Below are 25,329 nucleotides of genomic sequence, written 5' to 3'. Positions count from 1 at the left end.
GTTGCAAACCGAGGGTTTGCACGATTTTCTGGTCACCGCCGCCGGCGCTGGCCAAACAAGCAGGTGACCAAGCTGGGGAACGCTGATGGCTTACTCATACACTGAGAAAAAACGTATCCGCAAGGACTTTAGCAAGTTGCCGGATGTCATGGATGTGCCTTACCTCCTGGCTATCCAGCTGGATTCGTACCGCGAATTCCTGCAGCAAGGGGTGAGCAAGGAACAATTCCGCGACATCGGCCTGCATGCGGCCTTCAAATCGGTATTCCCGATCATCAGCTACTCCGGCAATGCCGCCCTGGAGTACGTCGGCTATCGCCTGGGCGAGCCGGCGTTCGACGTCAAGGAGTGCGTCCTGCGTGGCGTGACCTTCGCCGTGCCGCTGCGCGTGAAAGTGCGCCTGATCATTTTCGACAAGGAATCGTCGAACAAAGCGATCAAGGACATCAAAGAGCAAGAAGTGTACATGGGCGAAATTCCGCTCATGACCGAGAACGGTACCTTCGTCATCAACGGTACCGAGCGCGTCATCGTGTCCCAGCTGCACCGTTCGCCAGGTGTGTTCTTCGACCACGACCGTGGCAAGACCCACAGCTCGGGCAAGCTGCTGTACTCCGCTCGCATCATCCCTTACCGCGGCTCCTGGCTGGACTTCGAGTTCGATCCGAAGGACGCGGTATTCGTGCGTATCGACCGCCGCCGCAAACTGCCGGCTTCCGTCCTGCTGCGCGCACTGGGCTACAGCACTGAAGAGGTGCTGGATGCCTTCTATGACACCAACGTCTTCCATGTGAAGGGCGAGAGCTTGAGCCTGGAGCTGGTTCCGCAGCGTCTGCGTGGCGAAATCGCCGTTCTCGACATCAAGGACGGTAGCGGCAAGGTGATCGTGGAGCAGGGTCGTCGTATCACGGCTCGCCACATCAACCAGCTGGACAAGGCTGGTATCAAGGAGCTGGAAGTTCCGCTCGACTACGTCATTGGCCGTACCACTGCCAAGGCGATCGTGCACCCGGCTACCGGTGAAATCATCGCCGAGTGCAACACCGAGCTGACCGCTGACCTGCTGGTCAAGATGGCCAAGGCTCAGGTGGTTCGCTTCGAGACCCTGTACACCAACGATATCGACTGTGGTCCGTTCATCAGCGACACGCTGAAGATCGACAGCACCACCAATCAGCTCGAAGCGCTGGTCGAAATCTATCGCATGATGCGTCCCGGCGAGCCGCCAACCAAGGATGCTGCCGAGACCCTGTTCAACAACCTGTTCTTCAGCGCCGAGCGTTACGACCTGTCTGCCGTTGGCCGCATGAAGTTCAACCGTCGTATCGGTCGTACCGAGATCGAAGGTTCGGGCGTGCTGAGCAAGGAAGACATCGTTGCTGTACTGAAGACCCTGGTCGACATCCGTAACGGCAAGGGCATCGTCGACGACATCGACCATCTGGGTAACCGCCGCGTACGTTGCGTCGGCGAGATGGCCGAGAACCAGTTCCGCGTTGGCCTGGTGCGTGTAGAGCGCGCGGTCAAGGAACGTCTGTCGATGGCCGAAAGCGAAGGCCTGATGCCGCAAGACCTGATCAACGCCAAGCCGGTTGCGGCGGCGGTGAAGGAGTTCTTCGGTTCCAGTCAGCTCTCGCAGTTCATGGACCAGAACAACCCGCTGTCCGAGATCACCCACAAGCGCCGCGTCTCCGCACTCGGCCCAGGTGGTCTGACCCGTGAGCGTGCAGGCTTCGAAGTCCGCGACGTACACCCGACTCACTACGGTCGTGTGTGCCCGATCGAAACGCCGGAAGGTCCGAACATCGGTCTGATCAACTCGCTGGCTGCCTACGCCCGCACCAACCAGTACGGCTTCCTGGAGAGCCCGTACCGCGTGGTCAAGGAAGGCAAGGTCACCGACGAGATCGTATTCCTGTCCGCCATCGAAGAGGCCGACCACGTTATCGCTCAGGCGTCTGCGACCCTGAACGACAAGGGTCAGCTGATCGACGAACTGGTAGCGGTACGTCACCTGAACGAATTCACCGTCAAGGCGCCGGAAGACGTCACCCTGATGGACGTTTCGCCGAAGCAGGTTGTCTCCGTAGCTGCCTCGCTGATTCCGTTCCTCGAGCACGACGACGCCAACCGCGCACTCATGGGTTCGAACATGCAGCGTCAGGCTGTACCGACCCTGCGTGCCGACAAGCCGCTGGTAGGTACCGGCATGGAGCGCAACGTCGCCCGTGACTCCGGCGTTTGCGTCGTGGCTCGTCGTGGCGGTGTGATCGACTCCGTCGACGCCAGCCGTATCGTGGTTCGCGTCAACGATGACGAAGTCGAAACTGGCGAAGCCGGTGTCGACATCTACAACCTGACCAAATACACCCGCTCCAACCAGAACACCTGCATCAACCAGCGTCCGCTGGTGAGCAAAGGTGACAAGGTGGCGCGTAGCGACATCATGGCTGACGGCCCGTCCACCGACATGGGTGAACTGGCGCTGGGTCAGAACATGCGTGTTGCGTTCATGCCGTGGAACGGCTTCAACTTCGAAGACTCCATCTGCCTGTCCGAGCGCGTGGTTCAGGAAGACCGCTTCACCACCATCCACATTCAGGAACTGACCTGTGTGGCGCGTGACACCAAGCTCGGCCCAGAGGAAATCTCCTCTGACATCCCGAACGTTGGCGAAGCTGCCCTGAACAAGCTGGACGAAGCCGGTATCGTCTACGTCGGCGCCGAAGTCGGCCCGGGCGACATTCTGGTTGGTAAGGTCACCCCGAAAGGCGAGACCCAACTGACGCCGGAAGAGAAGCTGCTGCGTGCGATTTTCGGTGAAAAGGCGTCTGACGTTAAAGACACCTCCCTGCGTGTGCCGACTGGCACCAAGGGTACCGTCATCGACGTGCAGGTCTTCACCCGTGATGGCGTGGAGCGCGATTCGCGCGCCCTGTCCATCGAGAAGATGCAGCTGGATGAGATCCGCAAGGACCTGAACGAAGAGTTCCGCATCGTCGAAGGCGCGACCTTCGAGCGTCTGCGTTCCGCTCTGGTTGGTGCTATCGCCGAAGGTGGCGCTGGTCTGAAGAAAGGCACCGCGATCACCGACGAGTTCCTCGACGGTCTCGAGCGTGGCCAGTGGTTCAAACTGCGCATGGCCGACGACGCCCTGAACGAGCAGCTCGAGAAGGCTCAGGCCTACATCTCCGACCGCCGTCAGATGCTCGACGACAAGTTCGAAGACAAGAAGCGCAAGCTGCAGCAGGGCGATGACTTGGCGCCGGGCGTGCTGAAGATCGTCAAGGTTTACTTGGCCATCCGCCGTCGCATCCAGCCGGGTGACAAGATGGCCGGTCGTCACGGTAACAAGGGTGTGGTCTCGGTGATCATGCCGGTCGAAGACATGCCGCACGACGCCAACGGTACGCCGGTCGACATCGTGCTGAACCCGCTGGGCGTTCCGTCGCGTATGAACGTCGGTCAGATTCTCGAAACCCACCTGGGTCTCGCGGCCAAGGGCCTGGGCGAGAAGATCAACCGCATGCTCGAAGAGCAGCGCAAGATCGCCGAACTGCGCAAGTTCCTCGCTGAGATCTACAACGAGATCGGTGGCCGTCAGGAAAACCTCGACGAGTTCTCCGATACCGAGATCCTCGAGTTGGCGAAGAACCTCAAAGGCGGTGTACCGATGGCGACTGCCGTGTTTGACGGCGCCAAGGAAACCGAGATCAAGGCCATGCTGAAGCTGGCTGATCTGCCGGAGAGCGGCCAGATGCGCCTGTTCGACGGTCGTACCGGTAACCAGTTCGAGCGCCCGACCACCGTCGGCTACATGTACATGCTCAAACTGAACCACCTGGTGGACGACAAGATGCACGCCCGTTCCACTGGTTCCTACAGCCTGGTTACCCAGCAGCCGCTGGGTGGTAAGGCGCAGTTCGGTGGTCAGCGTTTCGGGGAGATGGAGGTCTGGGCACTGGAAGCCTATGGCGCCGCCTACACCCTGCAGGAAATGCTGACCGTGAAGTCGGACGACGTGAACGGCCGTACCAAGATGTACAAGAACATCGTGGATGGCGATCACCGTATGGAGCCGGGCATGCCCGAGTCCTTCAACGTACTGATCAAAGAGATCCGTTCGCTCGGTATCGATATCGATCTGGAAACCGAATAACACGACGTGAATCGGCAGCGGGGCTAATCCAGCTCGCTGCCCGCTCCGCCAGGAGGAAAGGCCTTGAAAGACCTACTGAATTTGCTGAAAAACCAGGGTCAGATCGAAGAGTTCGACGCCATCCGTATCGGATTGGCCTCGCCTGAGATGATCCGTTCGTGGTCGTTCGGTGAAGTTAAAAAGCCGGAAACCATCAACTACCGTACCTTCAAGCCAGAGCGTGATGGCCTGTTCTGCGCCAAGATCTTTGGCCCGGTCAAGGACTACGAGTGCCTGTGCGGCAAGTACAAGCGCCTCAAGCACCGCGGTGTGATCTGCGAGAAGTGCGGCGTTGAAGTGGCCCTGGCCAAGGTTCGTCGTGAGCGCATGGCGCACATCGAACTGGCCTCGCCGGTCGCCCACATCTGGTTCTTGAAATCGCTGCCGTCCCGTATCGGCCTGCTGATGGACATGACCCTGCGCGATATCGAGCGCGTGCTCTATTTCGAGAGCTACGTCGTGATCGATCCGGGCATGACCACCCTCGAGAAGGGTCAGCTGCTGAACGACGAGCAGTACTTCGAAGCCCTCGAAGAGTTCGGTGACGACTTCGACGCGCGTATGGGCGCCGAAGCCGTACGCGAGCTGCTGCACGCCATCGACCTGGATCACGAGATCGGCCGCCTGCGTGAAGAGATTCCGCAGACCAACTCCGAGACCAAGATCAAGAAGCTGTCCAAGCGCCTGAAGCTGATGGAAGCCTTCAAGGACTCCGGCAACCTGCCTGAGTGGATGGTGCTGACCGTTCTGCCGGTTCTGCCGCCGGATCTGCGTCCGCTGGTACCGCTCGATGGTGGCCGCTTCGCGACTTCCGATCTGAACGATCTGTATCGCCGCGTGATCAACCGTAACAACCGTCTCAAGCGCCTGCTCGATCTGTCGGCGCCGGACATCATCGTGCGCAACGAAAAGCGCATGCTGCAGGAAGCCGTCGACGCCCTGCTCGACAACGGCCGTCGTGGTCGCGCCATCACTGGCTCGAACAAGCGTCCGCTGAAGTCGCTGGCCGACATGATCAAGGGTAAGCAAGGTCGCTTCCGTCAGAACCTGCTCGGTAAGCGCGTGGACTACTCCGGTCGTTCCGTGATCACCGTAGGCCCGACCCTGCGTCTGCACCAGTGCGGTCTGCCGAAGAAGATGGCCCTCGAGCTGTTCAAGCCGTTCATTTTCGGCAAGCTGGAAATGCGTGGTCTGGCGACCACCATCAAGGCTGCGAAGAAGATGGTCGAGCGTGAGCTGCCGGAAGTGTGGGACGTTCTCGCCGAAGTGATTCGCGAACATCCCGTACTGCTCAACCGTGCACCGACCCTGCACCGTCTGGGTATCCAGGCGTTCGAGCCGGTACTGATCGAAGGTAAAGCGATCCAGCTGCACCCGCTGGTCTGCGCCGCGTACAACGCCGACTTCGACGGTGACCAGATGGCCGTTCACGTGCCGCTGACGCTGGAAGCCCAGCTCGAAGCGCGCGCGCTGATGATGTCGACCAACAACATCCTGTCGCCCGCCAACGGCGAGCCGATCATCGTGCCGTCGCAGGACGTTGTACTGGGTCTGTACTACATGACCCGCGAAGCCGTGAACGCCAAGGGCGAAGGTCGCGTGTTCGCTGACCTGCAGGAAGTCGACCGCGTGTTCCGCGCCGGCGAAGCGTCCCTGCACGCCCGTGTGAAAGTGCGTATCAACGAGGTCATCAAAGACCGCGACGGCAGCATCACCAAGAACACCCGCATCGTCGACACCACTGTCGGCCGCGCGCTGCTGTTCCAGATCGTACCGGCCGGCCTGTCTTACGACGTGGTCAACCAGTCGATGAAGAAGAAGGCGATTTCCAAGCTGATCAACCAGTGCTACCGCACCGTTGGTCTGAAGGACACCGTGATCTTCGCTGACCAGCTGATGTACACCGGTTTCGCCTACTCGACCATCTCCGGTGTGTCGATTGGCGTGAACGACTTCGTCATCCCGGACGAGAAGGCGCGCATCATCGACGCCGCCACCGAGGAAGTGAAGGAAATCGAATCGCAGTACGCCTCCGGCCTGGTTACCCAGGGCGAGAAGTACAACAAGGTGATCGACCTCTGGTCGAAGGCCAACGATGAAGTGTCCAAGGCGATGATGGCCAACCTCTCGAAAGAGCCGGTTGTCGATCGCGAAGGCAAGACCGTCGAGCAGGAGTCCTTCAACTCCATGTACATGATGGCGGACTCCGGTGCGCGTGGTAGCGCCGCCCAGATCCGTCAGCTGGCCGGTATGCGTGGTCTGATGGCCAAGCCGGACGGCTCGATCATCGAAACGCCGATCACCGCGAACTTCCGCGAAGGTCTGTCGGTTCTGCAGTACTTCATCTCCACCCACGGTGCTCGTAAAGGTCTGGCGGATACCGCACTGAAGACCGCGAACTCCGGTTACCTGACCCGTCGTCTGGTCGACGTGGCGCAGGATCTGGTGGTGACCGAGATCGATTGCGGCACCGAGCACGGTCTGCTGATGACGCCGCACATCGAAGGCGGCGACGTTGTCGAGCCGCTGGGTGAGCGCGTGCTGGGTCGAGTGATCGCCAAGGACGTGTTCAAGCCTGGCACCGAGGACGTCATCGTTCCGGCCGGTACCCTGATCGACGAGCAATGGGTCGAGTTCATCGAGCTGAACAGCGTCGACGAAGTGGTCGTGCGTTCGCCGATCACCTGCGAAACCCGCTTCGGCATCTGCGCCAAGTGCTACGGTCGCGATCTGGCTCGTGGTCATCAGGTCAACATCGGTGAAGCGGTCGGCGTTATCGCTGCCCAGTCCATCGGTGAGCCGGGTACCCAGCTGACCATGCGTACCTTCCACATCGGTGGTGCTGCAAGCCGTACTTCGGCTGCCGACAGCGTCCAGGTGAAGAATGGTGGTGCGATCCGTCTGCACAACCTCAAGCACGTCGAGCGCGTGGACGGCAACCTGGTGGCGGTGTCCCGTTCCGGCGAGCTGGCTGTGGCTGACGAGTTCGGTCGCGAGCGCGAGCGCTACAAGCTGCCGTACGGTGCCGTGATTTCGGTGAAGGAAGGCGACAAGGTCGACGCTGGCGCCATCGTCGCCAAGTGGGACCCGCACACCCACCCGATCGTGACCGAAATGAAGGGTACCGTGACCTTCGTCGGCATGGAGGAGGGCATCACCATCAAGCGTCAGACCGACGAACTGACCGGTCTGACCAACATCGAGGTTCTCGATCCGAAGGATCGTCCGGCTGCTGGCAAGGACATTCGTCCGGCCATCAAGATGGTCGATGCCAACGGCAAGGAACTGCTGCTGCCGGGTACCGACGTTCCCGCTCAGTACTTCCTGCCAGCCAACGCCCTGGTCGGTGTGGCTGACGGTGCGCAGATCGCGGTCGGTGACGTTATCGCCCGTATCCCGCAAGAGACCTCGAAGACCCGCGACATCACCGGTGGTCTGCCGCGCGTTGCCGACCTGTTCGAAGCCCGTCGTCCGAAGGAAGCTTCGATCCTGGCGGAAATCAGCGGCACCATCTCGTTCGGCAAGGAGACCAAGGGCAAGCGCCGTCTGGTCATCACCCCGACCGATGGCAGCGATCCGTACGAGGAGCTGATTCCGAAGTGGCGTCATCTGAACGTCTTCGAAGGCGAACAAGTGAACCGCGGCGAAGTCATCTCCGACGGCCCGAGCGATCCGCACGACATCCTGCGCCTGCTGGGCGTGAGCGCGCTGGCCAAGTACATCGTCAACGAGATCCAGGACGTTTACCGTCTGCAGGGCGTGAAGATCAACGACAAGCACATCGAGACCATCCTGCGTCAGATGCTGCGTAAGGTTGAAGTCAGCGAGTCCGGCGATTCGTCCTTCATCAAGGGCGATCAAATGGAGCTCACCCAGGTGCTGGGCGAGAACGAGCGTTTGGCCGAAGAGGACAAGTTCGTCGCCAAGTACACCCGTGTACTGCTGGGTATCACCAAGGCGTCGCTGTCCACCGAGTCCTTCATCTCGGCAGCGTCCTTCCAGGAAACCACTCGCGTCCTCACCGAGGCAGCGGTTACTGGCAAGCGCGACTACCTGCGTGGTCTGAAAGAGAACGTGGTCGTGGGTCGTCTGATCCCGGCCGGTACCGGTCTGGCCTATCACAGCGAGCGCAAGCGCAAGCGTGATGCCGACAAGCCGGTACGAGTCAGCGCCAGTGAAGTGGAAGCCGCACTGACCGAAGCGCTGAACTCCAGCGGCAATTGAGTCGAGGCCTCGCTGGTTCGCCAGCGGGGCTTTGTCTTGACTGGGGGCGTGCGTCTCTTTAGACTCATGCACCCCTAAATTTGGCAGGGCGCTGTGCTCTGCCATCTTTATTTGTGAGCGTCGAAAGACAACAGTGGAGCTAGTAGATGGCAACTATCAACCAGCTGGTACGTCAGCCGCGTAAGCGTATCGTCGAGAAATCCGACGTGCCTGCGCTGCAGAACTGCCCGCAACGTCGTGGCGTGTGCACTCGCGTGTACACCACCACGCCGAAAAAACCTAACTCGGCACTGCGTAAAGTATGCCGCGTGCGTCTGACCAACGGTTTCGAGGTTTCCTCGTACATCGGTGGTGAAGGCCACAACCTGCAAGAGCACAGCGTCGTGCTGATCCGTGGCGGTCGTGTAAAAGACCTTCCGGGTGTGCGCTACCACACCGTGCGTGGTTCGCTGGATACCTCTGGCGTCAAAGACCGTAAGCAAGGTCGTTCCAAGTACGGTACCAAGCGTCCGAAATAAGGCCGCCTGAATCTTTATATTTAGTTGAGTCGATAAGAGTAAGGTCGGGCGCGGCTTTTGCCGAAAGTCCCGGGCTAACCTGAAGACCGTTTGAGGGCTTATCATGCCAAGACGTCGTGTAGCAGCAAAACGTGAGATTCTCGACGATCCGAAGTACGGATCGCAGATTCTCGCCAAGTTCATGAACCACGTGATGGAAAGCGGCAAGAAGGCCGTGGCCGAGCGCATCGTTTACGGTGCTCTGGACACAGTCAAAGCGCGCAAGAACAGCGATCCCCTGGAGATCTTCGAGAAAGCTCTCGACGCCATCGCTCCGCTGGTCGAAGTGAAGTCTCGCCGCGTAGGCGGTGCTACTTACCAGGTTCCGGTCGAAGTTCGTCCGTCCCGTCGTAACGCCCTGGCTATGCGCTGGCTCGTAGACTACGCCCGCAAGCGCGGCGAGAAGTCCATGGCTCTGCGTCTGGCTGGTGAGCTGCTGGATGCTGCTGAAGGCAAAGGCGCTGCTGTCAAGAAGCGTGAAGACGTGCACCGTATGGCTGAAGCCAACAAGGCTTTCTCGCACTACCGCTTCTAATTCCGGCTCCACTAACCTTGCGAGGGCTTTATGGCTCGTAATACAGCAATTAACCGCTACCGTAATATTGGTATCTGTGCCCACGTTGACGCGGGCAAGACCACCACTACCGAGCGGATCCTGTTCTACACAGGCCTGAGCCACAAGATGGGCGAGGTGCATGATGGCGCCGCGACCACCGACTGGATGGTTCAGGAGCAGGAGCGTGGTATTACCATTACTTCTGCTGCCATCACCACCTTCTGGAAAGGTTCGGTTGGTCAGTACGACAACTACCGCGTAAACGTCATCGACACCCCCGGTCACGTTGACTTCACCATTGAAGTAGAGCGCTCGCTGCGCGTACTCGACGGTGCTGTTGTTGTGTTCTGTGGTACTTCGGGCGTTGAGCCGCAGTCCGAAACCGTATGGCGTCAGGCCAACAAGTACGGCGTTCCGCGTATCGTCTACGTGAACAAGATGGACCGTGCTGGTGCCAACTTCCTGCGCGTCGTCGGTCAGATCAAGAACCGTCTGGGGCACACCCCGGTACCGATTCAGATCGCCATCGGTTCAGAAGAGAACTTCGAAGGTCAGGTTGATCTGATCAAGATGAAGGCCATCTACTGGAACGAAGACGACAAGGGCACTACCTATCGTGAGGAAGAGATTCCTGCCGAGCTGGTAGAGCTGGCCAACGAGTGGCGCTCGAACATGGTCGAGGCTGCTGCCGAAGCCAACGAAGAGCTGATGAACAAGTACCTTGAAGAAGGTGACCTGTCCGTCGAAGAGATCAAGGCTGGTCTGCGCGCCCGTACTCTGGCGAGTGAGATCGTGCCGGCTGTCTGCGGTTCCTCGTTCAAGAACAAGGGCGTTCCCCTGGTTCTCGATGCCGTCATCGACTTCCTGCCGGCTCCGACCGAGATTCCTGCGATCAAGGGTATTCACCCGGATCTGGCTGACAAGCCGAAAGAGGAAATCGCTGAGGCCGATTACGACGAGCGTCATGCCGACGACAACGAGCCGTTCTCGGCTCTGGCGTTCAAGATCGCTACCGACCCGTTCGTGGGTACGCTGACCTTCGTTCGCGTCTACTCGGGCGTTCTGGAGTCTGGCCAGTCGGTCATCAACTCCGTGAAAGGCAAGAAAGAGCGCGTTGGTCGTATGGTGCAGATGCACGCCAACCAGCGTGAAGAGATCAAAGAGGTGCGCGCTGGCGACATCGCGGCTCTGATCGGCATGAAGGATGTCACCACCGGTGAAACCCTGTGCGATCCGGACAAGCAGATCATCCTCGAGCGCATGGACTTCCCGGAGCCGGTAATTTCGGTAGCTGTAGAGCCGAAAACCAAGGCTGACCAGGAGAAGATGGGTATCGCGCTGGGCAAGCTGGCTCAGGAAGACCCGTCGTTCCGCGTCAAGACTGACGAAGAGACAGGTCAGACCATCATCTCTGGTATGGGTGAGCTGCACCTGGACATCCTCGTTGACCGCATGAAGCGCGAGTTCAACGTCGAGGCCAACATCGGCAAGCCGCAGGTTTCCTACCGTGAAACCATCACCAAGGACGCTGTCGAGATCGAAGGCAAGTTCGTTCGTCAGTCCGGTGGTCGTGGTCAGTTCGGTCACTGCTGGATTCGTTTCTCGACTCCGGACGTGGACGACAAGGGCAACATCACCGAAGGTCTGGTGTTCACCAACGAAGTCGTAGGTGGTGTGGTTCCGAAGGAATACATCCCGGCGATCCAGAAGGGTATCGAAGAGCAGATGAAGAACGGCGTCGTTGCCGGCTATCCGCTGATCGGCCTGAAGGCTACCGTGTTCGATGGTTCCTACCACGACGTCGACTCCAACGAGATGGCGTTCAAGATCGCTGCCTCCATGGCGACCAAGCAGCTGGCCCAGAAGGGCGGCGGTAAGGTGCTTGAGCCGATCATGAAGGTAGAAGTGGTAACTCCTGAGGACTACATGGGTGACGTGATGGGTGACCTGAACCGTCGTCGTGGTCTGATCCAGGGTATGGAAGATTCGGTGTCCGGTAAGGTTATCCGTGCCGAAGTTCCGCTGGGCGAGATGTTTGGTTACGCTACCGACGTCCGTTCCATGTCCCAGGGTCGCGCCAGCTACTCCATGGAATTCTCCAAGTACGCAGAGGCTCCGGCGAACATCGTCGAAGCGCTGGTTAAAAAACAAGGCTAATCCCGCCCTTTAAGTAAGAGGTTTACTGTCGTGGCTAAGGAAAAATTCGAACGTAACAAACCGCACGTCAACGTCGGCACCATCGGTCACGTTGACCACGGTAAAACCACTCTGACCGCTGCTCTGACCCGCGTCTGCTCCGAAGTTTTCGGTTCGGCCAAGGTTGACTTCGACAAGATCGATAGCGCTCCGGAAGAGAAAGCTCGTGGTATCACCATCAACACTGCACACGTGGAGTACGATTCGTCCGTACGTCACTACGCGCACGTTGACTGCCCGGGTCACGCCGACTACGTGAAGAACATGATCACCGGTGCTGCCCAGATGGACGGCGCGATCCTGGTCTGCTCGGCTGCCGACGGCCCGATGCCGCAAACCCGTGAGCACATCCTGCTGTCCCGTCAGGTTGGCGTACCGTACATCGTTGTCTTCCTGAACAAGGCTGACATGGTTGACGACGCTGAGCTGCTGGAACTGGTCGAGATGGAAGTTCGCGACCTGCTGAGCACCTACGATTTCCCGGGTGACGACACTCCGATCATCATCGGCTCCGCGCTGATGGCTCTGAACGGCCAGGACGACAACGGCATGGGTACCACTGCGGTGAAAACCCTGGTGGAAACTCTGGATACCTACATCCCTGAGCCGGTTCGTGCCATCGACCGTCCGTTCCTGATGCCGATCGAAGACGTATTCTCGATCTCCGGCCGCGGTACTGTAGTGACCGGTCGTGTAGAGCGCGGTATCGTCCGTATCCAGGAAGAAATCGAAATCGTTGGTCTGCGTCCGACCACCAAGACCACCTGCACCGGCGTTGAGATGTTCCGCAAGCTGCTGGACGAAGGTCGTGCTGGTGAGAACTGCGGCGTGCTGCTGCGCGGCACCAAGCGTGATGAAGTCGAGCGTGGTCAGGTTCTGGCCAAGCCGGGCACCATCAAGCCGCACACCAAGTTCGAAGCTGAAGTGTACGTTCTGTCCAAGGAAGAAGGTGGTCGTCACACCCCGTTCTTCAAGGGCTACCGTCCGCAGTTCTACTTCCGTACCACTGACGTGACCGGTTCGTGCGAACTGCCGGAAGGCGTTGAGATGGTAATGCCGGGCGACAACATCAAAATGGTTGTCACCCTGATCAAGCCGATCGCCATGGAAGATGGCCTGCGTTTCGCGATTCGCGAAGGCGGCCGTACCGTTGGTGCTGGCGTGGTTGCCAAGATCGTCGAGTAATCAACGATCTGCGGTATGTAAAAGGGCCCTTCGGGGCCCTTTTCTTTTGGACTGGTTAAAAGTTGACACCCCTAGGGGGCATCCGTACAATTGCGCCTCCCTTGAGCGGGCGTAGTCCGTCTGTGGGGATTAGCAGCTTGGAATCTGAGGTCAAAATGCAAAACCAACAAATCCGTATTCGGTTGAAGGCTTTTGACCATCGCCTGATCGATCAATCTACCCAGGAAATCGTGGAAACCGCGAAACGTACTGGTGCTCAGGTGCGTGGTCCGATTCCTCTGCCTACTCGTAAGGAGCGGTTTACCGTTCTGGTCTCTCCGCACGTCAACAAAGACGCGCGCGATCAGTACGAAATCCGCACTCATAAGCGTGTTCTGGACATCGTCCAGCCGACGGATAAAACCGTTGACGCGCTGATGAAGCTTGACCTTGCGGCAGGCGTGGAAGTGCAGATCAGCCTCGGCTAAAACCTGGCGGTTTTAGTCGTGTAACGCTCTGAAATGGGCGGCCATAGCGGGTGAAAGCCCCGTACACTCATGAGGTTTACAACATGACTATTGGTGTAGTCGGTCGTAAAGCGGGTATGACCCGTATTTTCACCGAAGAAGGTGTCTCCATTCCGGTTACGGTCATCGAGATCGAGCCGAATCGCGTCACCCAGTTCAAAACCGAAGAATCCGATGGCTATCGCGCAGTGCAAGTCACTGTCGGTGAGCGTCGCGCTTCGCGTGTCACAGCAGCTCAAGCTGGCCACTTCGCCAAGGCGAACGTCGCGGCAGGTCGCACCGTTCTGGAATTCCGTCTTGAAGAAGGCGACTACCAGGCTGGCGATCTGATCAACGCTGAAATTTTCCAAGCTGGTCAACTGGTGGATGTCACCGGTCAGTCCAAAGGTAAAGGCTTCGCCGGTACCATCAAGCGTTGGAACTTCCGCGGCCAGGACAACACTCACGGCAACTCCGTGTCCCACCGTGTTCCGGGTTCCATTGGCCAGTGCCAGACCCCGGGTCGCGTATTCAAGGGCAAGAAGATGTCCGGCCACATGGGTGCTGAGCGCGTTACCGTGCAGTCCCTGGAAGTCGTGCGCGTAGACGCCGAGCGTAATCTGCTGCTGGTCAAGGGTGCCGTTCCTGGCGCTACTGGCGGCGACGTTATCGTTCGTCCGGCTGCCAAGGCGTAAGGGGAGAATCTGAGATGCAATTGAATGTAAATGGCGCTCAGGCGATCGAAGTGTCCGAAGCGACCTTCGGTGGCGAGTTCAACGAGACTCTGGTTCACCAGGCAGTCGTAGCCTACATGGCTGGCGGTCGTCAGGGCACCAAAGGTCAGAAGTCCCGTTCCGACGTATCCGGTGGCGGTAAGCGCCCTTGGCGTCAGAAGGGCACTGGTCGTGCTCGTGCTGGTACCACTCGTGGTCCGATCTGGCGTGGCGGTGGTGTGACCTTCGCAGCGTCCACCCGCAACCATGATCAAAAGCTGAACAAGAAGATGTACCGCGCAGCTCTGCGCTCCATCCTTGCTGAGCTCGTTCGTACCGACCGTCTGGTCGTGGTCGAAGACTTCGCCGTTGATGCGCCGAAGACCAAGACCCTGCTGGCCAAGCTCAATGGCCTGGGCCTGACCGACGTGCTGATCGTATCCGACGCTGTCGATGAGAACCTGTACCTGGCTGCCCGTAACCTGCCGCACGTTGACGTACGTGACGTTCAGGGTTCCGATCCGGTCAGCCTGATCGCGTACGAGAAGGTGCTCGTCACCGTTTCGGCCGTGAAGAAATTCGAGGAGCTGCTGGGATGAACCAGGAACGCGTATTCAAAGTGCTGCTTGGCCCGCACATCTCCGAGAAGGCCACGGTTCTGGCTGACAAACAAGGTCAGTTCGTTTTCAAAGTCGCTACCGATGCGACCAAGCTGGAAATCAAGAAGGCTGTCGAAGGCCTGTTCGGCGTGAAGGTTGAGCGCGTTACTACTCAGAACGTTCTGGGTAAGAGCAAGCGCACCGCTCGCGGTCTGGGCAAGCGTAACGACTGGAAGAAGGCAGTTATCTCCCTTCAGCCGGGCCAAGAACTCGATTTCACCAGCAGTGCTGAGTAAGGAAGGGGTGCATCATGGCAATCGTTAAATGCAAACCGACTTCCGCTGGCCGCCGTTTTGTGGTCAAGGTGGTCAATCAGGAGCTGCACAAAGGCGCTCCGTACGCTCCGCTGCTCGAGAAAAAGTCGAAGTCCGGTGGTCGTAACAACAATGGCCGTATTACCACCCGTCATATCGGTGGTGGTCACAAGCAGCATTACCGTCTGGTCGACTTCCGTCGCAACGACAAGGATGGCATTCCTGCCACCGTCGAGCGCGTGGAATACGACCCGAACCGTACTGCTCACATCGCTCTGCTGAAATACGCTGACGGCGAACGTCGCTACATCATCGCTCCGAAGGGCGTTTCTGCTGGCGACCAGCTGATTGCGGGCATCATGGCTCCGATCAAGCCGGGCAACAGCCTGCAGCTGCGCAACATTCCGGTAGGTTCGACCGTTCACGGTATCGAGCTGAAGCCGGGCAAGGGTGCTCAGATCGCTCGTTCCGCTGGTGCTTCTGCTCAGCTGATCGCTCGTGAAGGTGCCTATGTGACTCTGCGTCTGCGCTCCGGCGAAATGCGCAAAGTCCTGTCCGAGTGCCGTGCGACCCTGGGCGAAGTCTCGAACTCCGAGCACAGCCTGCGTTCGCTGGGTAAGGCCGGTGCCAAGCGCTGGCGCGGTGTTCGTCCGACCGTTCGTGGTGTTGCCATGAACCCGGTTGATCACCCGCACGGTGGTGGTGAGGGTCGTACCTCCGGTGGTCGTCATCCGGTGTCGCCATGGGGCTTCCCGACCAAGGGCGCGAAAACCCGTGCTAACAAGCGCACCGACAACATGATCGTCCGTCGTCGCAAGTAAATAGAGGGATACGACAGTGCCACGTTCTCTGAAAAAAGGTCCTTTTATCGATCTTCACCTACTGAAGAAGGTCGAAGCGGCGGTGGAAAAGAACGAACGCAAACCGGTTAAGACCTGGTCGCGTCGTTCCATGATCCTGCCGCAGATGGTCGGTCTGACCATCGCTGTGCATAACGGTCGTCAACATGTCCCTGTTCTCGTGAACGAAGACATGGTCGGCCACAAACTGGGCGAATTTGCCGGCACACGTACCTATCGTGGTCACGTTGCCGACAAGAAAGGCAAGCGTTAAGGGGTTTGGAAATGGAAGTAGCCGCTAAGTTGTCGGGCGCTCGCATCTCCGCCCAGAAAGCTCGCCTGGTCGCCGACCAGATCCGCGGGAAGAAGGTGGGCGAAGCGCTCAACCTGCTGGCTTTCAGCAGCAAGAAAGCCGCCGAGATCATGAAGAAAGTGCTGGAGTCGGCCGTTGCCAACGCCGAGCACAACGAAGGCGCAGACGTTGATGACCTGAAGGTCAGCACCGTTTTCGTCAACGAAGGGCGTTCGCTTAAGCGCATCATGCCGCGTGCCAAAGGCCGTGCTGATCGCATCGTCAAGCGGTCTTGCCATATCACTGTCAAGGTTGCGGACAAGTAACGGAGTCGATCAGATGGGTCAGAAAGTACATCCCGTTGGCATCCGCCTGGGAATCGTCAAGGATCACACTTCGGTTTGGTATGCAGATGGTCGCACTTACGCCGACTACCTGAATGCCGACCTGAAGGTTCGTGCATACCTGCAAGACAAACTAAAAAGCGCGTCCGTTAGCCGTATCGACATCGCTCGTCCGGCTCAAACCGCACGCATCACCATCCACACCGCTCGTCCCGGCATCGTGATCGGCAAGAAAGGTGAAGATGTTGAGAAGCTGCGTCAGGACCTGACCAAGCAAATGGGTGTGCCGGTGCACATCAACATCGAAGAGATCCGCAAGCCGGAGCTCGACGGTATGCTGGTTGCACAGAGCGTAGCTCAGCAGCTGGAACGTCGCGTAATGTTCCGTCGCGCCATGAAGCGCGCCGTACAGAACGCCATGCGTATTGGTGCCAAGGGCATCAAGATCCAGGTGAGTGGTCGTCTTGGTGGCGCTGAAATCGCCCGTACCGAGTGGTATCGCGAAGGTCGTGTGCCCCTGCACACCCTGCGTGCAGATATCGATTACGCCACCTACGAAGCGCACACCACTTACGGTGTGATCGGCGTCAAGGTTTGGATCTTCAAGGGTGAGGTCATTGGTGGCCGCACTGAAGAGCTGAAGCCGCAAGCGCCCGCTCCTCGTAAAGCTGCTAAGAAATAAGGAGTACGCATCATGTTGCAACCAAAGCGTACGAAGTTCCGCAAGCAGATGACCGGCCACAACCGTGGTCTGGCTCAGCGCGGTAGCAAGGTCAGCTTCGGCGAGTTCGCGCTGAAGTCTGTAGCCCGCGGTCGTCTCACCGCCCGTCAGATCGAGTCCGCTCGTCGTGCTCTGACTCGTCACGTAAAACGTGGCGGCAAGATCTGGATTCGCGTATTCCCGGACAAGCCGGTTACCAAGAAGCCTCTCGAAGTGCGGATGGGTAAAGGTAAGGGTGGCGTCGAATATTGGGTAGCCCAGATCCAGCCAGGCAAGGTCCTGTACGAGATCGAAGGCGTTTCCGAAGAGCTGGCGCGTGAGGCTTTCGCCCTGGCTGCTGCAAAGCTGCCGCTCGCCACCACCTTTGTTAAGCGGACGGTGATGTGATGAAAGCGACCGAACTTCGTGAAAAAACCGCACAGCAACTGAACGAGCAACTGCTCGGTCTGCTGCGCGACCAGTTCAATCTGCGCATGCAGAAAGCAACTGGCCAGTTGGGGCAGTCTCACCTGCTCTCGCAAGTTAAGCGCGACATCGCTCGTGTGAAAACTGTGCTCAACCAGCAGGCAGGTAAGTGATCATGGCTGAAGCCGAAAAAACAGTCCGTACGCTGACCGGCCGTGTTGTCAGCGACAAGATGGACAAGACCATCACCGTTCTGATCGAGCGCCGTGTAAAGCACCCGATCTACGGTAAATACGTCAAGCGTTCGACCAAACTGCACGCTCACGACGAAACCAACCAGTGCAAGATCGGCGACAAGGTTTCCATTCGCGAAACCCGTCCGCAGTCCAAGACCAAGTCCTGGGCTCTGGTTGAAGTCGTCGAACGCGCAGTTGACGTCTAAGGGCTAGGGGTCGGAGAAATTTTATGATTCAGACTCAATCCATGCTCGATGTTGCTGACAACAGTGGTGCACGTCGCGTTATGTGCATCAAGGTGCTGGGCGGCTCTCATCGTCGCTACGCCGGCATCGGCGACATCATCAAGGTCACCGTCAAGGAAGCAATTCCGCGCGGCAAAGTGAAGAAAGGTCAGGTCATGACCGCAGTGGTTGTTCGTACCCGTCACGGCGTTCGTCGTGCCGACGGTTCGATCATCCGCTTCGACGGCAACGCTGCTGTTCTGCTGAACAACAAGCAAGAGCCGATCGGTACCCGTATCTTCGGGCCAGTGACCCGTGAACTGCGTTCCGAGAAGTTCATGAAGATCGTCTCGCTCGCCCCTGAAGTGCTTTAAGGAGATCCGACATGCAAAAGATTCGTCGTGACGACGAGATCATCGTGATCGCCGGCAAAGACAAAGGTAAGCGCGGTAAGGTGCTCAAGGTTCTCGCTGACGACCGTCTGGTCGTCGGCGGTATCAACCTGGTGAAGCGTCATACCAAGCCGAACCCGATGTCGGGCGTTCAAGGCGGTATCGTCGAGAAAGAAGCGCCTCTGCACGCTTCCAACGTTGCCATCTTCAACTCTGAAACCAACAAGGCTGACCGCGTTGGCTTCAAGACCGAAGACGGCAAGAAAATTCGTGTCTTCAAGTCCACCCAGAAGCCGGTTGGCGCTTGAGAATCCGTAGGTAAATACCATGGCACGACTGAAAGAGATTTACCGGAAGGAAATCGCGCCCAAGCTGAAGGAAGAACTGAAGCTGGCGAACGTGATGGAAGTTCCGCGCATCACCAAGATCACCCTGAACATGGGCCTGGGCGAAGCGATCGGTGACAAGAAGATCATCGAGAACGCTGTTGCCGACCTCGAGAAGATTACCGGTCAGAAAGTCGTTGTGACTCATGCCCGCAAGTCGATCGCAGGTTTCAAGGTTCGTGAAGGTTGGCCGATTGGCGTCAAGGTCACTCTGCGTCGCGAGCGTATGTATGAGTTCCTGGATCGTCTGCTGTCCATCTCCCTGCCGCGAGTGCGTGACTTCCGCGGCCTGAATGCCAAGTCCTTCGATGGTCGTGGCAACTACAGCATGGGCGTGAAAGAGCAGATCATCTTCCCGGAAATCGATTACGACAAGATCGATGCGCTGCGTGGTCTGGACATCACCCTGACTACCACTGCCCGTAACGATGATGAAGGCCGCGCTCTGCTGCGTGCTTTCAACTTCCCGTTCCGCAACTGATCGGAGTCCTGGACAATGGCCAAGACAAGCATGAAGAACCGCGAGCTGAAGCGTCAGCAAACGGTTGCCAAGTACGCCAAGAAGCGTGCCGAGCTGAAAGCCACCATCGCTAATCCGAACACCAGTCCGGAAGCGCGTTGGGAAGCCCAGGTCGCTCTGCAGAAGCAGCCGCGTGACGCCAGCGCCTCGCGCCTGCGTAACCGTTGCCGCATCACCGGCCGTCCGCACGGCGTTTACCGCAAGTTCGGTCTGTCGCGTAACAAGCTGCGCGAAGCCGCCATGCGCGGTGACGTACCGGGCCTGGTGAAAGCCAGCTGGTAATCAGCGGTAGCTGAAAGCGAAGCCGGCCTTGTGCCGGCTTTGCCTTTTTATTGAGCAAGCCCCTTTTGGGGCTTGCTTCATTTTTGATCGGTCTCTAGAATGTCCGGCTCTCCTGAGCCTGGTATTTCCATGCCGAGCTTTTGGATGATCCCACAGCCCTCGGGCTGTTCTTTTTGTATCAGGAGCGTCTAGCCCATGAGTATGCAGGACCCGTTAGCGGACATGCTAACTCGTATCCGTAATGCCCAGATGGCTGAAAAGTCCGTCGTAAGCATGCCTTCTTCCACTCTGAAGGTAGCCGTAGCCAAAGTTCTGAAAGACGAAGGTTACATTGCGGGTTATGAAGTCAATGGTGAAGCCAAGCCACAACTGTCCATCGAGCTGAAGTACTTCGAAGGCCGTCCGGTCATCGAGGAAGTCAAGCGCGTGAGCCGTCCTGGCCTTCGTCAATACAAATCCGTCGATGACCTGCCGAAGGTTCGCGGCGGTCTCGGTGTTTCCATCGTCTCCACCAACAAAGGTGTGATGACGGATCGCGCTGCGCGCGCTGCCGGTGTCGGCGGCGAAGTGCTCTGCACCGTGTTCTAAGGGGGGGATAAGCATGTCTCGCGTTGCTAAGAACCCCGTTGTGCTGCCTGCCGGTGTCGAGATCAAACTCGCCGGTCAGCAGCTCTCGGTTAAGGGTGCCAAGGGCGCTCTGGAACTGAACGTTCACTCGTCCGTTGAAGTGATCCAGGAAGGTAGCGAACTGCGTTTCGCCGCTCGTAATGGCGATCAGCAGAACCGCGCTATGGCCGGTACTACTCGCGCCCTGGTGAACAACATGGTCATCGGTGTCAGCCAAGGCTTCGAGCGTAAGCTGCAGCTGGTCGGCGTGGGCTACAAAGCTCAAGCCAAAGGCCAGGTGCTGAACCTCGCACTGGGCTTCTCCCACCCGATCGACTACGAACTGCCGGAAGGCGTCGTGGCCGAAACCCCGAACCAGACCGAAATCCTGATCAAGGGTATCGACAAGCAACTGGTGGGTCAGGTGGCTGCGGAAATCCGTGACTTCCGTCGTCCTGAGCCCTACAAGGGCAAAGGCGTTCGTTACGCGGATGAAGTTGTCCGTCGTAAAGAAGCCAAGAAGAAGTAAGGGGCTGAAAAATGACCGACAAAAAAGTTACTCGTCTGCGTCGCGCTCGCAAAGCACGCCTCAAGATGCACGAGCTCGAAGCCGTGCGTCTGTGCGTGTACCGCTCTTCGCAGCACATCTATGCCCAGGTCATCTCGGCCGACGGCAGCAAGGTTCTGGCCAGCGCCTCTACCTTGGACAAAGCACTGCGTGATGGCGCCACCGGCAACGTCGACGCAGCCAAGAAAGTTGGTGCGCTGGTTGCTGAGCGTGCGAAAGCCGCTGGTGTGACCCAGGTGGCATTCGACCGTTCTGGCTTCAAGTACCACGGCCGCGTCAAGGCGCTGGCTGATGCTGCTCGTGAAGGCGGGCTGGAGTTCTAAGTTATGGCAAATAACGACCAAAAGCGCGACGAAGGCTACATCGAGAAGCTGGTTCAGGTTAACCGCGTTGCCAAGACCGTAAAGGGTGGCCGTATCTTCACTTTCACCGCGCTGACCGTGGTGGGTGATGGCAAGGGTCGCGTCGGTTTCGGCCGTGGCAAGTCCCGCGAAGTTCCGGCTGCTATCCAGAAAGCGATGGAAGCTGCTCGTCGCAACATGATCCAAGTTGATCTGAACGGCACCACTCTGCAGTACCCGATCAAGTCCGCTCACGGCGCCTCCAAGGTGTTCATGCAGCCGGCTTCGGAAGGTACCGGTATCATCGCCGGCGGCGCCATGCGTGCCGTGCTGGAAGTGGCTGGCGTGCAGAACGTTCTGGCCAAGTGCTACGGCTCGACCAACCCGGTGAACGTGGTTCACGCCACTTTCAAGGGTCTGAAGACCATGCAGTCTCCGGGTTCTGTTGCAGCCAAGCGTGGCAAGAGCGTCGAGGAGATTCTCTAACCATGGCTAATACCGTCAAAGTGACTCTGATCAAGAGCACCAATGGCCGTCTGGCCAATCACAAAGCTTGCGTCAAGGGCCTGGGCCTGCGTCGCATCGGTCACACCGTAGAGGTTCTGGATACTCCGGAAAACCGCGGCATGATCAACAAGGCTTACTACCTGCTGAAGGTGGAGGGTTAATCATGCAACTGAACGATCTGCGTTCCGCGCCGGGTGCCCGTCGCGAGAAGCACCGTCCGGGCCGTGGCATCGGTAGCGGTCTGGGTAAGACTGGTGGCCGTGGTCACAAAGGTCAAACCTCCCGCTCCGGTGGCTCCATCGCTCCGGGCTTCGAGGGTGGTCAGCAGCCGCTGCACCGCCGTCTGCCGAAGTTCGGCTTCGTCTCCCTGAAGGCTATGGATCGCGCTGAAGTGCGTACTTCCGAGCTGAACAAGGTAGAGGGTGTTGTCACTCTGCAGGCTCTGAAGGATGCCAATCTGGTAGGTCATCACGTACAGCGTGTGAAAGTCATGCTGTCCGGTGAGGTTACCCGTGCGGTCACCCTGAAAGGTATCGCCGCCACCAAGGGTGCGCGTGCGGCTATCGAAGCAGCTGGCGGTAAGTTCGAGGACTAAATGGCTAAGCAAGGTGCTCTCTCAGCGCTGGCAGGTGGCGGGTTGTCCGAACTCTGGGCTCGTCTGCGTTTCCTGTTCCTGGCGATCATCGTCTACCGGATAGGTGCGCACATCCCGGTTCCTGGCATCAACCCAGACCGACTGGCGGATCTGTTCCGGCAGAATGAGGGGACCATTCTTAGCTTGTTCAACATGTTTTCCGGCGGCGCGCTGGAGCGGATGAGCATCTTTGCACTGGGGATCATGCCGTACATTTCGGCATCGATCATCATGCAGCTGATGACCGCCGTCAGCCCGCAGCTGGAGCAGTTGAAGAAGGAAGGTGAAGCTGGCCGTCGCAAGATCAGCCAGTACACCCGCTACGGCACTCTCGTCCTTGCATTCGTTCAGGCCATCGGTATGTCCGTTGGTCTGGCTAGCCAGGGCGTAGCGTTCTCGGTCGATTTCGGCTTCCATTTCGTGGCGATCACCACTTTCGTGGCGGGCGCGATGTTCATGATGTGGCTGGGCGAGCAGATTACCGAGCGCGGTGTCGGCAACGGTATCTCGATGCTGATTTTTGCAGGCATCGTGGCCGGTCTGCCGTCGGCAATCGGGCAGTCTTTCGAGTCTGCTCGTCAGGGCGATATCAACATCTTCGCTCTGATCGCCATCGGCCTGCTGGCAGTAGCGATCATCGGTTTCGTGGTGTTCATTGAGCGTGGTCAGCGTCGCATTGCGGTGCACTACGCCAAGCGTCAGCAGGGCCGCAAGGTCTTCGCTGCGCAGACCAGCCACCTGCCGTTGAAGGTGAATATGGCGGGCGTAATCCCGGCCATCTTCGCCAGCAGCCTTCTGCTGTTCCCGGCCTCGCTGGGTGCCTGGTTTGGTCAGTCCGAGGGTTTGGGCTGGCTGCAGGACATTTCGCAGGCTATCGCTCCTGGTCAGCCGTTGAACATTCTGCTGTTTAGTGCAGGGATCATTTTCTTCTGCTTCTTCTACACAGCGCTGATGTTCAACCCGAAAGACGTAGCGGAAAACCTGAAGAAGTCCGGTGCCTTTATTCCGGGCATCCGTCCGGGCGAGCAGTCTGCGCGCTATATCGATGGCGTTCTGACCCGCTTGACCATGTTCGGTGCTCTGTACATGACGGCCGTGTGCCTGTTGCCCCAGTTCCTGGTGGTTGCAGCCAACGTTCCGTTCTACCTTGGCGGGACGTCGTTGCTGATCGTGGTCGTGGTTGTAATGGACTTCATGTCCCAAGTGCAATCGCACCTCGTGTCTCACCAGTACGATTCCCTGATGAAGAAAGCCAACCTGAAGGGCTATGGCAGCGGCATGCTCCGCTGATCCACCCGTAAGGTTCGAGGAGTTGGTAATGAAAGTTCGTGCATCGGTGAAAAAGCTGTGCCGTAACTGCAAAATTATCCGTCGCGAAGGTGTCGTGCGGGTGATCTGCAGCGCAGAGCCGCGTCACAAGCAGCGCCAAGGCTGAGTGTGAACCACGCGTGATAAGCCCGGCAGCTAGTGCGCTGCCGGGTTGATTATTTGTTATTACAGCGTTAATATCTCGCGCCCTATTTCTTGGCTTCCGGGGCGTAGGTAGCTGTCAATTGGAGTTCCACTGAATGGCCCGTATTGCAGGCGTTAACATTCCGGATAACAAGCACACTGTTATCTCGCTGACCTACATCTTTGGTGTTGGTCGCACCACTGCACAGAAAATCTGTGCCGCTACCGGTGTAAATCCGGCTGCGAAAATCAAGGATCTGACTGACGAGCAGATCGAACAGCTGCGTGGCGAAGTAGCCAAGGTGAATACCGAAGGCGACCTGCGTCGTGAAGTGAATATGAAGATCAAGCGCTTGATGGATCTGGGTTGCTACCGTGGCCTGCGTCATCGTAAAGGTCTGCCGGTTCGCGGTCAGCGTACCAAGACCAACGCTCGCACCCGTAAGGGCCCGCGTAAGCCGATCCGCAAGTAATCGCATTCGCGAATCGACAGGAATTTAGTCATGGCAAAACCTGCTGCTCGTACTCGTAAAAAAGTCAAAAAGACGGTGGTTGATGGCATCGCCCACATCCACGCGTCTTTCAATAACACTATCGTGACCATTACCGACCGTCAGGGTAACGCCCTGTCCTGGGCTACCTCCGGTGGTTCGGGTTTCCGCGGCTCGCGTAAGTCGACTCCGTTCGCTGCTCAGATCGCCGCCGAGCGCGCTGGTCAGGCTGCACTGGAATACGGTCTGAAGAACCTCGACGTCAACGTCAAAGGTCCAGGCCCAGGTCGCGAATCCGCCGTGCGTGCTCTGAACGCCTGCGGCTACAAAATCGCCAGCATCACCGACGTGACGCCAATCCCGCACAACGGGTGCCGTCCGCCGAAGAAGCGTCGCGTGTAATCAGGAGACAGTGAGAAATGGCTCGTTACATTGGTCCCAAGTGCAAACTGTCTCGTCGTGAAGGCACCGATCTCTTTCTGAAGAGTGGTGTTCGCGCGCTTGAATCTAAGTGCAACATCGAAGCAGCCCCGGGTATCCACGGCCAGCGCCGTGGCCGTCAGTCCGACTACGGTACCCAGCTGCGTGAGAAGCAGAAAGTTCGTCGTATCTACGGCGTACTGGAGCGTCAATTCAGCGGTTACTACAAGCAAGCTGCCAGCCAGAAAGGCGCCACCGGCGAAAATCTGCTGCAACTCCTGGAGTGCCGTCTGGACAACGTGGTTTACCGTATGGGTTTTGGCGCTACTCGTGCCGAGTCCCGTCAGCTGGTTTCGCACAAAGCGATCAGCGTCAACGGTCAGACCGTAAACGTACCGTCCTACCAAGTTAAGGCTGGCGACGTCGTTGCTGTTCGCGAGAAATCGCGCAATCAGCTGCGCATCGCTCAGGCTCTCGAGCTCTGCGCCCAGCGTGGCCGTGTTGAGTGGGTAGAAGTAGACGCCGAGAAGAAGTCTGGTGTGTTCAAGAACGTACCGGCTCGTGGCGATCTGTCCGCCGACATCAACGAGAGCCTGATTGTCGAGCTCTACTCCAAGTAAGGGCTAGAAAATAGGTGCATCC

32 protein-coding genes are annotated in these 25,329 nt (G+C 58.3%); all 32 read left to right on the top strand.

Annotated elements, in window-relative coordinates; all coding sequences use genetic code 11:
• Positions 1 to 85: 85 nt before the first annotated feature.
• The 32 genes from rpoB (at position 86) to rpsD (ending at position 25,307) form a co-directional block, all read left to right on the top strand.
• Positions 86 to 4,159 (top strand): DNA-directed RNA polymerase subunit beta, encoded by a 4,074-nt coding sequence (rpoB, locus tag H3221_RS08275; protein WP_021488825.1) that lies wholly within the window; start codon positions 86 to 88, stop codon positions 4,157 to 4,159.
• Positions 4,160 to 4,222: 63 nt separating this feature from the next.
• Positions 4,223 to 8,422: a DNA-directed RNA polymerase subunit beta' gene (gene rpoC / locus H3221_RS08270; RefSeq protein WP_045736139.1), complete on the top strand. Its 4,200-nt coding sequence runs from the start codon at positions 4,223 to 4,225 to the stop codon at positions 8,420 to 8,422.
• A gap of 146 nt (positions 8,423 to 8,568) precedes the next feature.
• Entirely contained in the window at positions 8,569 to 8,940 is a 372-nt protein-coding gene (gene rpsL / locus H3221_RS08265) for a 30S ribosomal protein S12 (protein WP_003463319.1), read from the top strand.
• A gap of 103 nt (positions 8,941 to 9,043) precedes the next feature.
• Positions 9,044 to 9,514, top strand: a complete 471-nt coding sequence (gene rpsG / locus H3221_RS08260; protein ID WP_003246741.1) for a 30S ribosomal protein S7 — start codon at positions 9,044 to 9,046, stop codon at positions 9,512 to 9,514.
• A gap of 30 nt (positions 9,515 to 9,544) precedes the next feature.
• Positions 9,545 to 11,692, top strand: coding sequence for an elongation factor G (gene fusA, locus H3221_RS08255; protein WP_196473350.1), 2,148 nt, complete (start codon positions 9,545 to 9,547; stop codon positions 11,690 to 11,692).
• A gap of 30 nt (positions 11,693 to 11,722) precedes the next feature.
• Positions 11,723 to 12,916, top strand: coding sequence for an elongation factor Tu (gene tuf, locus H3221_RS08250; protein ID WP_084331690.1), 1,194 nt, complete (start codon positions 11,723 to 11,725; stop codon positions 12,914 to 12,916).
• A 155-nt stretch (positions 12,917 to 13,071) separates the two neighbouring features.
• Entirely contained in the window at positions 13,072 to 13,383 is a 312-nt protein-coding gene (gene rpsJ / locus H3221_RS08245) for a 30S ribosomal protein S10 (RefSeq protein ID WP_003186070.1), read from the top strand.
• 83 nt (positions 13,384 to 13,466) lie between these two features.
• The gene (gene rplC / locus H3221_RS08240) at positions 13,467 to 14,096 is read left to right on the top strand and encodes a 50S ribosomal protein L3 (protein WP_017675621.1); all 630 of its coding nucleotides are present in this window, start codon (positions 13,467 to 13,469) and stop codon (positions 14,094 to 14,096) included.
• Positions 14,097 to 14,110: 14 nt separating this feature from the next.
• Entirely contained in the window at positions 14,111 to 14,713 is a 603-nt protein-coding gene (rplD, locus tag H3221_RS08235; RefSeq protein ID WP_036999711.1) for a 50S ribosomal protein L4, read from the top strand.
• Positions 14,710 to 15,009 (top strand): 50S ribosomal protein L23, encoded by a 300-nt coding sequence (gene rplW / locus H3221_RS08230; RefSeq protein WP_003463306.1) that lies wholly within the window; start codon positions 14,710 to 14,712, stop codon positions 15,007 to 15,009. The genes rplD and rplW overlap by 4 nt, the downstream gene beginning before the upstream one ends.
• Before the next feature lie 14 nt (positions 15,010 to 15,023).
• Positions 15,024 to 15,848 (top strand): 50S ribosomal protein L2, encoded by an 825-nt coding sequence (gene rplB, locus H3221_RS08225; RefSeq protein ID WP_017675619.1) that lies wholly within the window; start codon positions 15,024 to 15,026, stop codon positions 15,846 to 15,848.
• A 16-nt stretch (positions 15,849 to 15,864) separates the two neighbouring features.
• Complete coding sequence (gene rpsS / locus H3221_RS08220) at positions 15,865 to 16,140, top strand: 30S ribosomal protein S19 (protein WP_017675618.1); 276 nt, start codon at positions 15,865 to 15,867, stop codon at positions 16,138 to 16,140.
• Positions 16,141 to 16,151: 11 nt separating this feature from the next.
• Positions 16,152 to 16,484, top strand: coding sequence for a 50S ribosomal protein L22 (gene rplV, locus H3221_RS08215; RefSeq protein ID WP_003103908.1), 333 nt, complete (start codon positions 16,152 to 16,154; stop codon positions 16,482 to 16,484).
• Positions 16,485 to 16,497: 13 nt separating this feature from the next.
• Positions 16,498 to 17,184 carry a 30S ribosomal protein S3 gene (gene rpsC / locus H3221_RS08210; protein ID WP_017675617.1) on the top strand — a complete coding sequence of 229 codons (687 nt, stop codon included), beginning with the start codon at positions 16,498 to 16,500 and terminating at the stop codon, positions 17,182 to 17,184.
• 12 nt (positions 17,185 to 17,196) lie between these two features.
• Complete coding sequence (gene rplP, locus H3221_RS08205) at positions 17,197 to 17,610, top strand: 50S ribosomal protein L16 (RefSeq protein ID WP_003243901.1); 414 nt, start codon at positions 17,197 to 17,199, stop codon at positions 17,608 to 17,610.
• Positions 17,610 to 17,801, top strand: coding sequence for a 50S ribosomal protein L29 (rpmC, locus tag H3221_RS08200; protein ID WP_003463299.1), 192 nt, complete (start codon positions 17,610 to 17,612; stop codon positions 17,799 to 17,801). The genes rplP and rpmC overlap by 1 nt, the downstream gene beginning before the upstream one ends.
• A 2-nt stretch (positions 17,802 to 17,803) precedes the next feature.
• Complete coding sequence (gene rpsQ / locus H3221_RS08195) at positions 17,804 to 18,070, top strand: 30S ribosomal protein S17 (protein WP_026088453.1); 267 nt, start codon at positions 17,804 to 17,806, stop codon at positions 18,068 to 18,070.
• A 23-nt stretch (positions 18,071 to 18,093) separates the two neighbouring features.
• Complete coding sequence (gene rplN, locus H3221_RS08190) at positions 18,094 to 18,462, top strand: 50S ribosomal protein L14 (protein ID WP_003243907.1); 369 nt, start codon at positions 18,094 to 18,096, stop codon at positions 18,460 to 18,462.
• An 11-nt stretch (positions 18,463 to 18,473) separates the two neighbouring features.
• Complete coding sequence (gene rplX, locus H3221_RS08185) at positions 18,474 to 18,788, top strand: 50S ribosomal protein L24 (protein ID WP_017675615.1); 315 nt, start codon at positions 18,474 to 18,476, stop codon at positions 18,786 to 18,788.
• A 19-nt stretch (positions 18,789 to 18,807) separates the two neighbouring features.
• A complete protein-coding gene (gene rplE / locus H3221_RS08180; RefSeq protein ID WP_017675614.1) occupies positions 18,808 to 19,347 on the top strand; it encodes a 50S ribosomal protein L5 in 540 nt (179 codons plus the stop codon).
• A 15-nt stretch (positions 19,348 to 19,362) separates the two neighbouring features.
• Positions 19,363 to 19,668: a 30S ribosomal protein S14 gene (gene rpsN, locus H3221_RS08175; protein WP_003463288.1), complete on the top strand. Its 306-nt coding sequence runs from the start codon at positions 19,363 to 19,365 to the stop codon at positions 19,666 to 19,668.
• A 195-nt stretch (positions 19,669 to 19,863) separates the two neighbouring features.
• Positions 19,864 to 20,256 (top strand): 30S ribosomal protein S8, encoded by a 393-nt coding sequence (gene rpsH / locus H3221_RS08170; protein ID WP_003243915.1) that lies wholly within the window; start codon positions 19,864 to 19,866, stop codon positions 20,254 to 20,256.
• A gap of 13 nt (positions 20,257 to 20,269) precedes the next feature.
• Complete coding sequence (rplF, locus tag H3221_RS08165) at positions 20,270 to 20,803, top strand: 50S ribosomal protein L6 (protein WP_017675613.1); 534 nt, start codon at positions 20,270 to 20,272, stop codon at positions 20,801 to 20,803.
• 11 nt (positions 20,804 to 20,814) lie between these two features.
• Positions 20,815 to 21,165 (top strand): 50S ribosomal protein L18, encoded by a 351-nt coding sequence (rplR, locus tag H3221_RS08160; protein ID WP_017675612.1) that lies wholly within the window; start codon positions 20,815 to 20,817, stop codon positions 21,163 to 21,165.
• Positions 21,166 to 21,168: 3 nt separating this feature from the next.
• On the top strand, positions 21,169 to 21,669 hold the full coding sequence (gene rpsE, locus H3221_RS08155; RefSeq protein ID WP_017675611.1) for a 30S ribosomal protein S5: 501 nt from the start codon (positions 21,169 to 21,171) through the stop codon (positions 21,667 to 21,669).
• Between the two features lie 2 nt (positions 21,670 to 21,671).
• The gene (rpmD, locus tag H3221_RS08150) at positions 21,672 to 21,851 is read left to right on the top strand and encodes a 50S ribosomal protein L30 (RefSeq protein WP_003243922.1); all 180 of its coding nucleotides are present in this window, start codon (positions 21,672 to 21,674) and stop codon (positions 21,849 to 21,851) included.
• Between the two features lie 2 nt (positions 21,852 to 21,853).
• Positions 21,854 to 22,285, top strand: a complete 432-nt coding sequence (gene rplO, locus H3221_RS08145) for a 50S ribosomal protein L15 (protein WP_017675610.1) — start codon at positions 21,854 to 21,856, stop codon at positions 22,283 to 22,285.
• Positions 22,286 to 23,614: a preprotein translocase subunit SecY gene (secY, locus tag H3221_RS08140; RefSeq protein WP_036999706.1), complete on the top strand. Its 1,329-nt coding sequence runs from the start codon at positions 22,286 to 22,288 to the stop codon at positions 23,612 to 23,614.
• Positions 23,615 to 23,642: 28 nt separating this feature from the next.
• Complete coding sequence (gene rpmJ / locus H3221_RS08135; RefSeq protein WP_002555468.1) at positions 23,643 to 23,759, top strand: 50S ribosomal protein L36; 117 nt, start codon at positions 23,643 to 23,645, stop codon at positions 23,757 to 23,759.
• Between the two features lie 133 nt (positions 23,760 to 23,892).
• Entirely contained in the window at positions 23,893 to 24,249 is a 357-nt protein-coding gene (gene rpsM / locus H3221_RS08130; protein WP_003463275.1) for a 30S ribosomal protein S13, read from the top strand.
• Between the two features lie 30 nt (positions 24,250 to 24,279).
• Positions 24,280 to 24,669 carry a 30S ribosomal protein S11 gene (gene rpsK, locus H3221_RS08125; protein WP_003243933.1) on the top strand — a complete coding sequence of 130 codons (390 nt, stop codon included), beginning with the start codon at positions 24,280 to 24,282 and terminating at the stop codon, positions 24,667 to 24,669.
• Positions 24,670 to 24,686: 17 nt separating this feature from the next.
• Positions 24,687 to 25,307 carry a 30S ribosomal protein S4 gene (gene rpsD, locus H3221_RS08120; protein WP_017675608.1) on the top strand — a complete coding sequence of 207 codons (621 nt, stop codon included), beginning with the start codon at positions 24,687 to 24,689 and terminating at the stop codon, positions 25,305 to 25,307.
• The last annotated feature ends 22 nt before the right edge of the window (positions 25,308 to 25,329 follow it).

This window comes from Pseudomonas chaetocerotis (assembly GCF_015712105.2).
Lineage (GTDB): Bacteria > Pseudomonadota > Gammaproteobacteria > Pseudomonadales > Pseudomonadaceae > Aquipseudomonas > Aquipseudomonas chaetocerotis.
The sequence above is the reverse complement of the archived record's forward strand: the minus strand, read 5'-3'. Positions and strand labels throughout refer to the sequence as shown.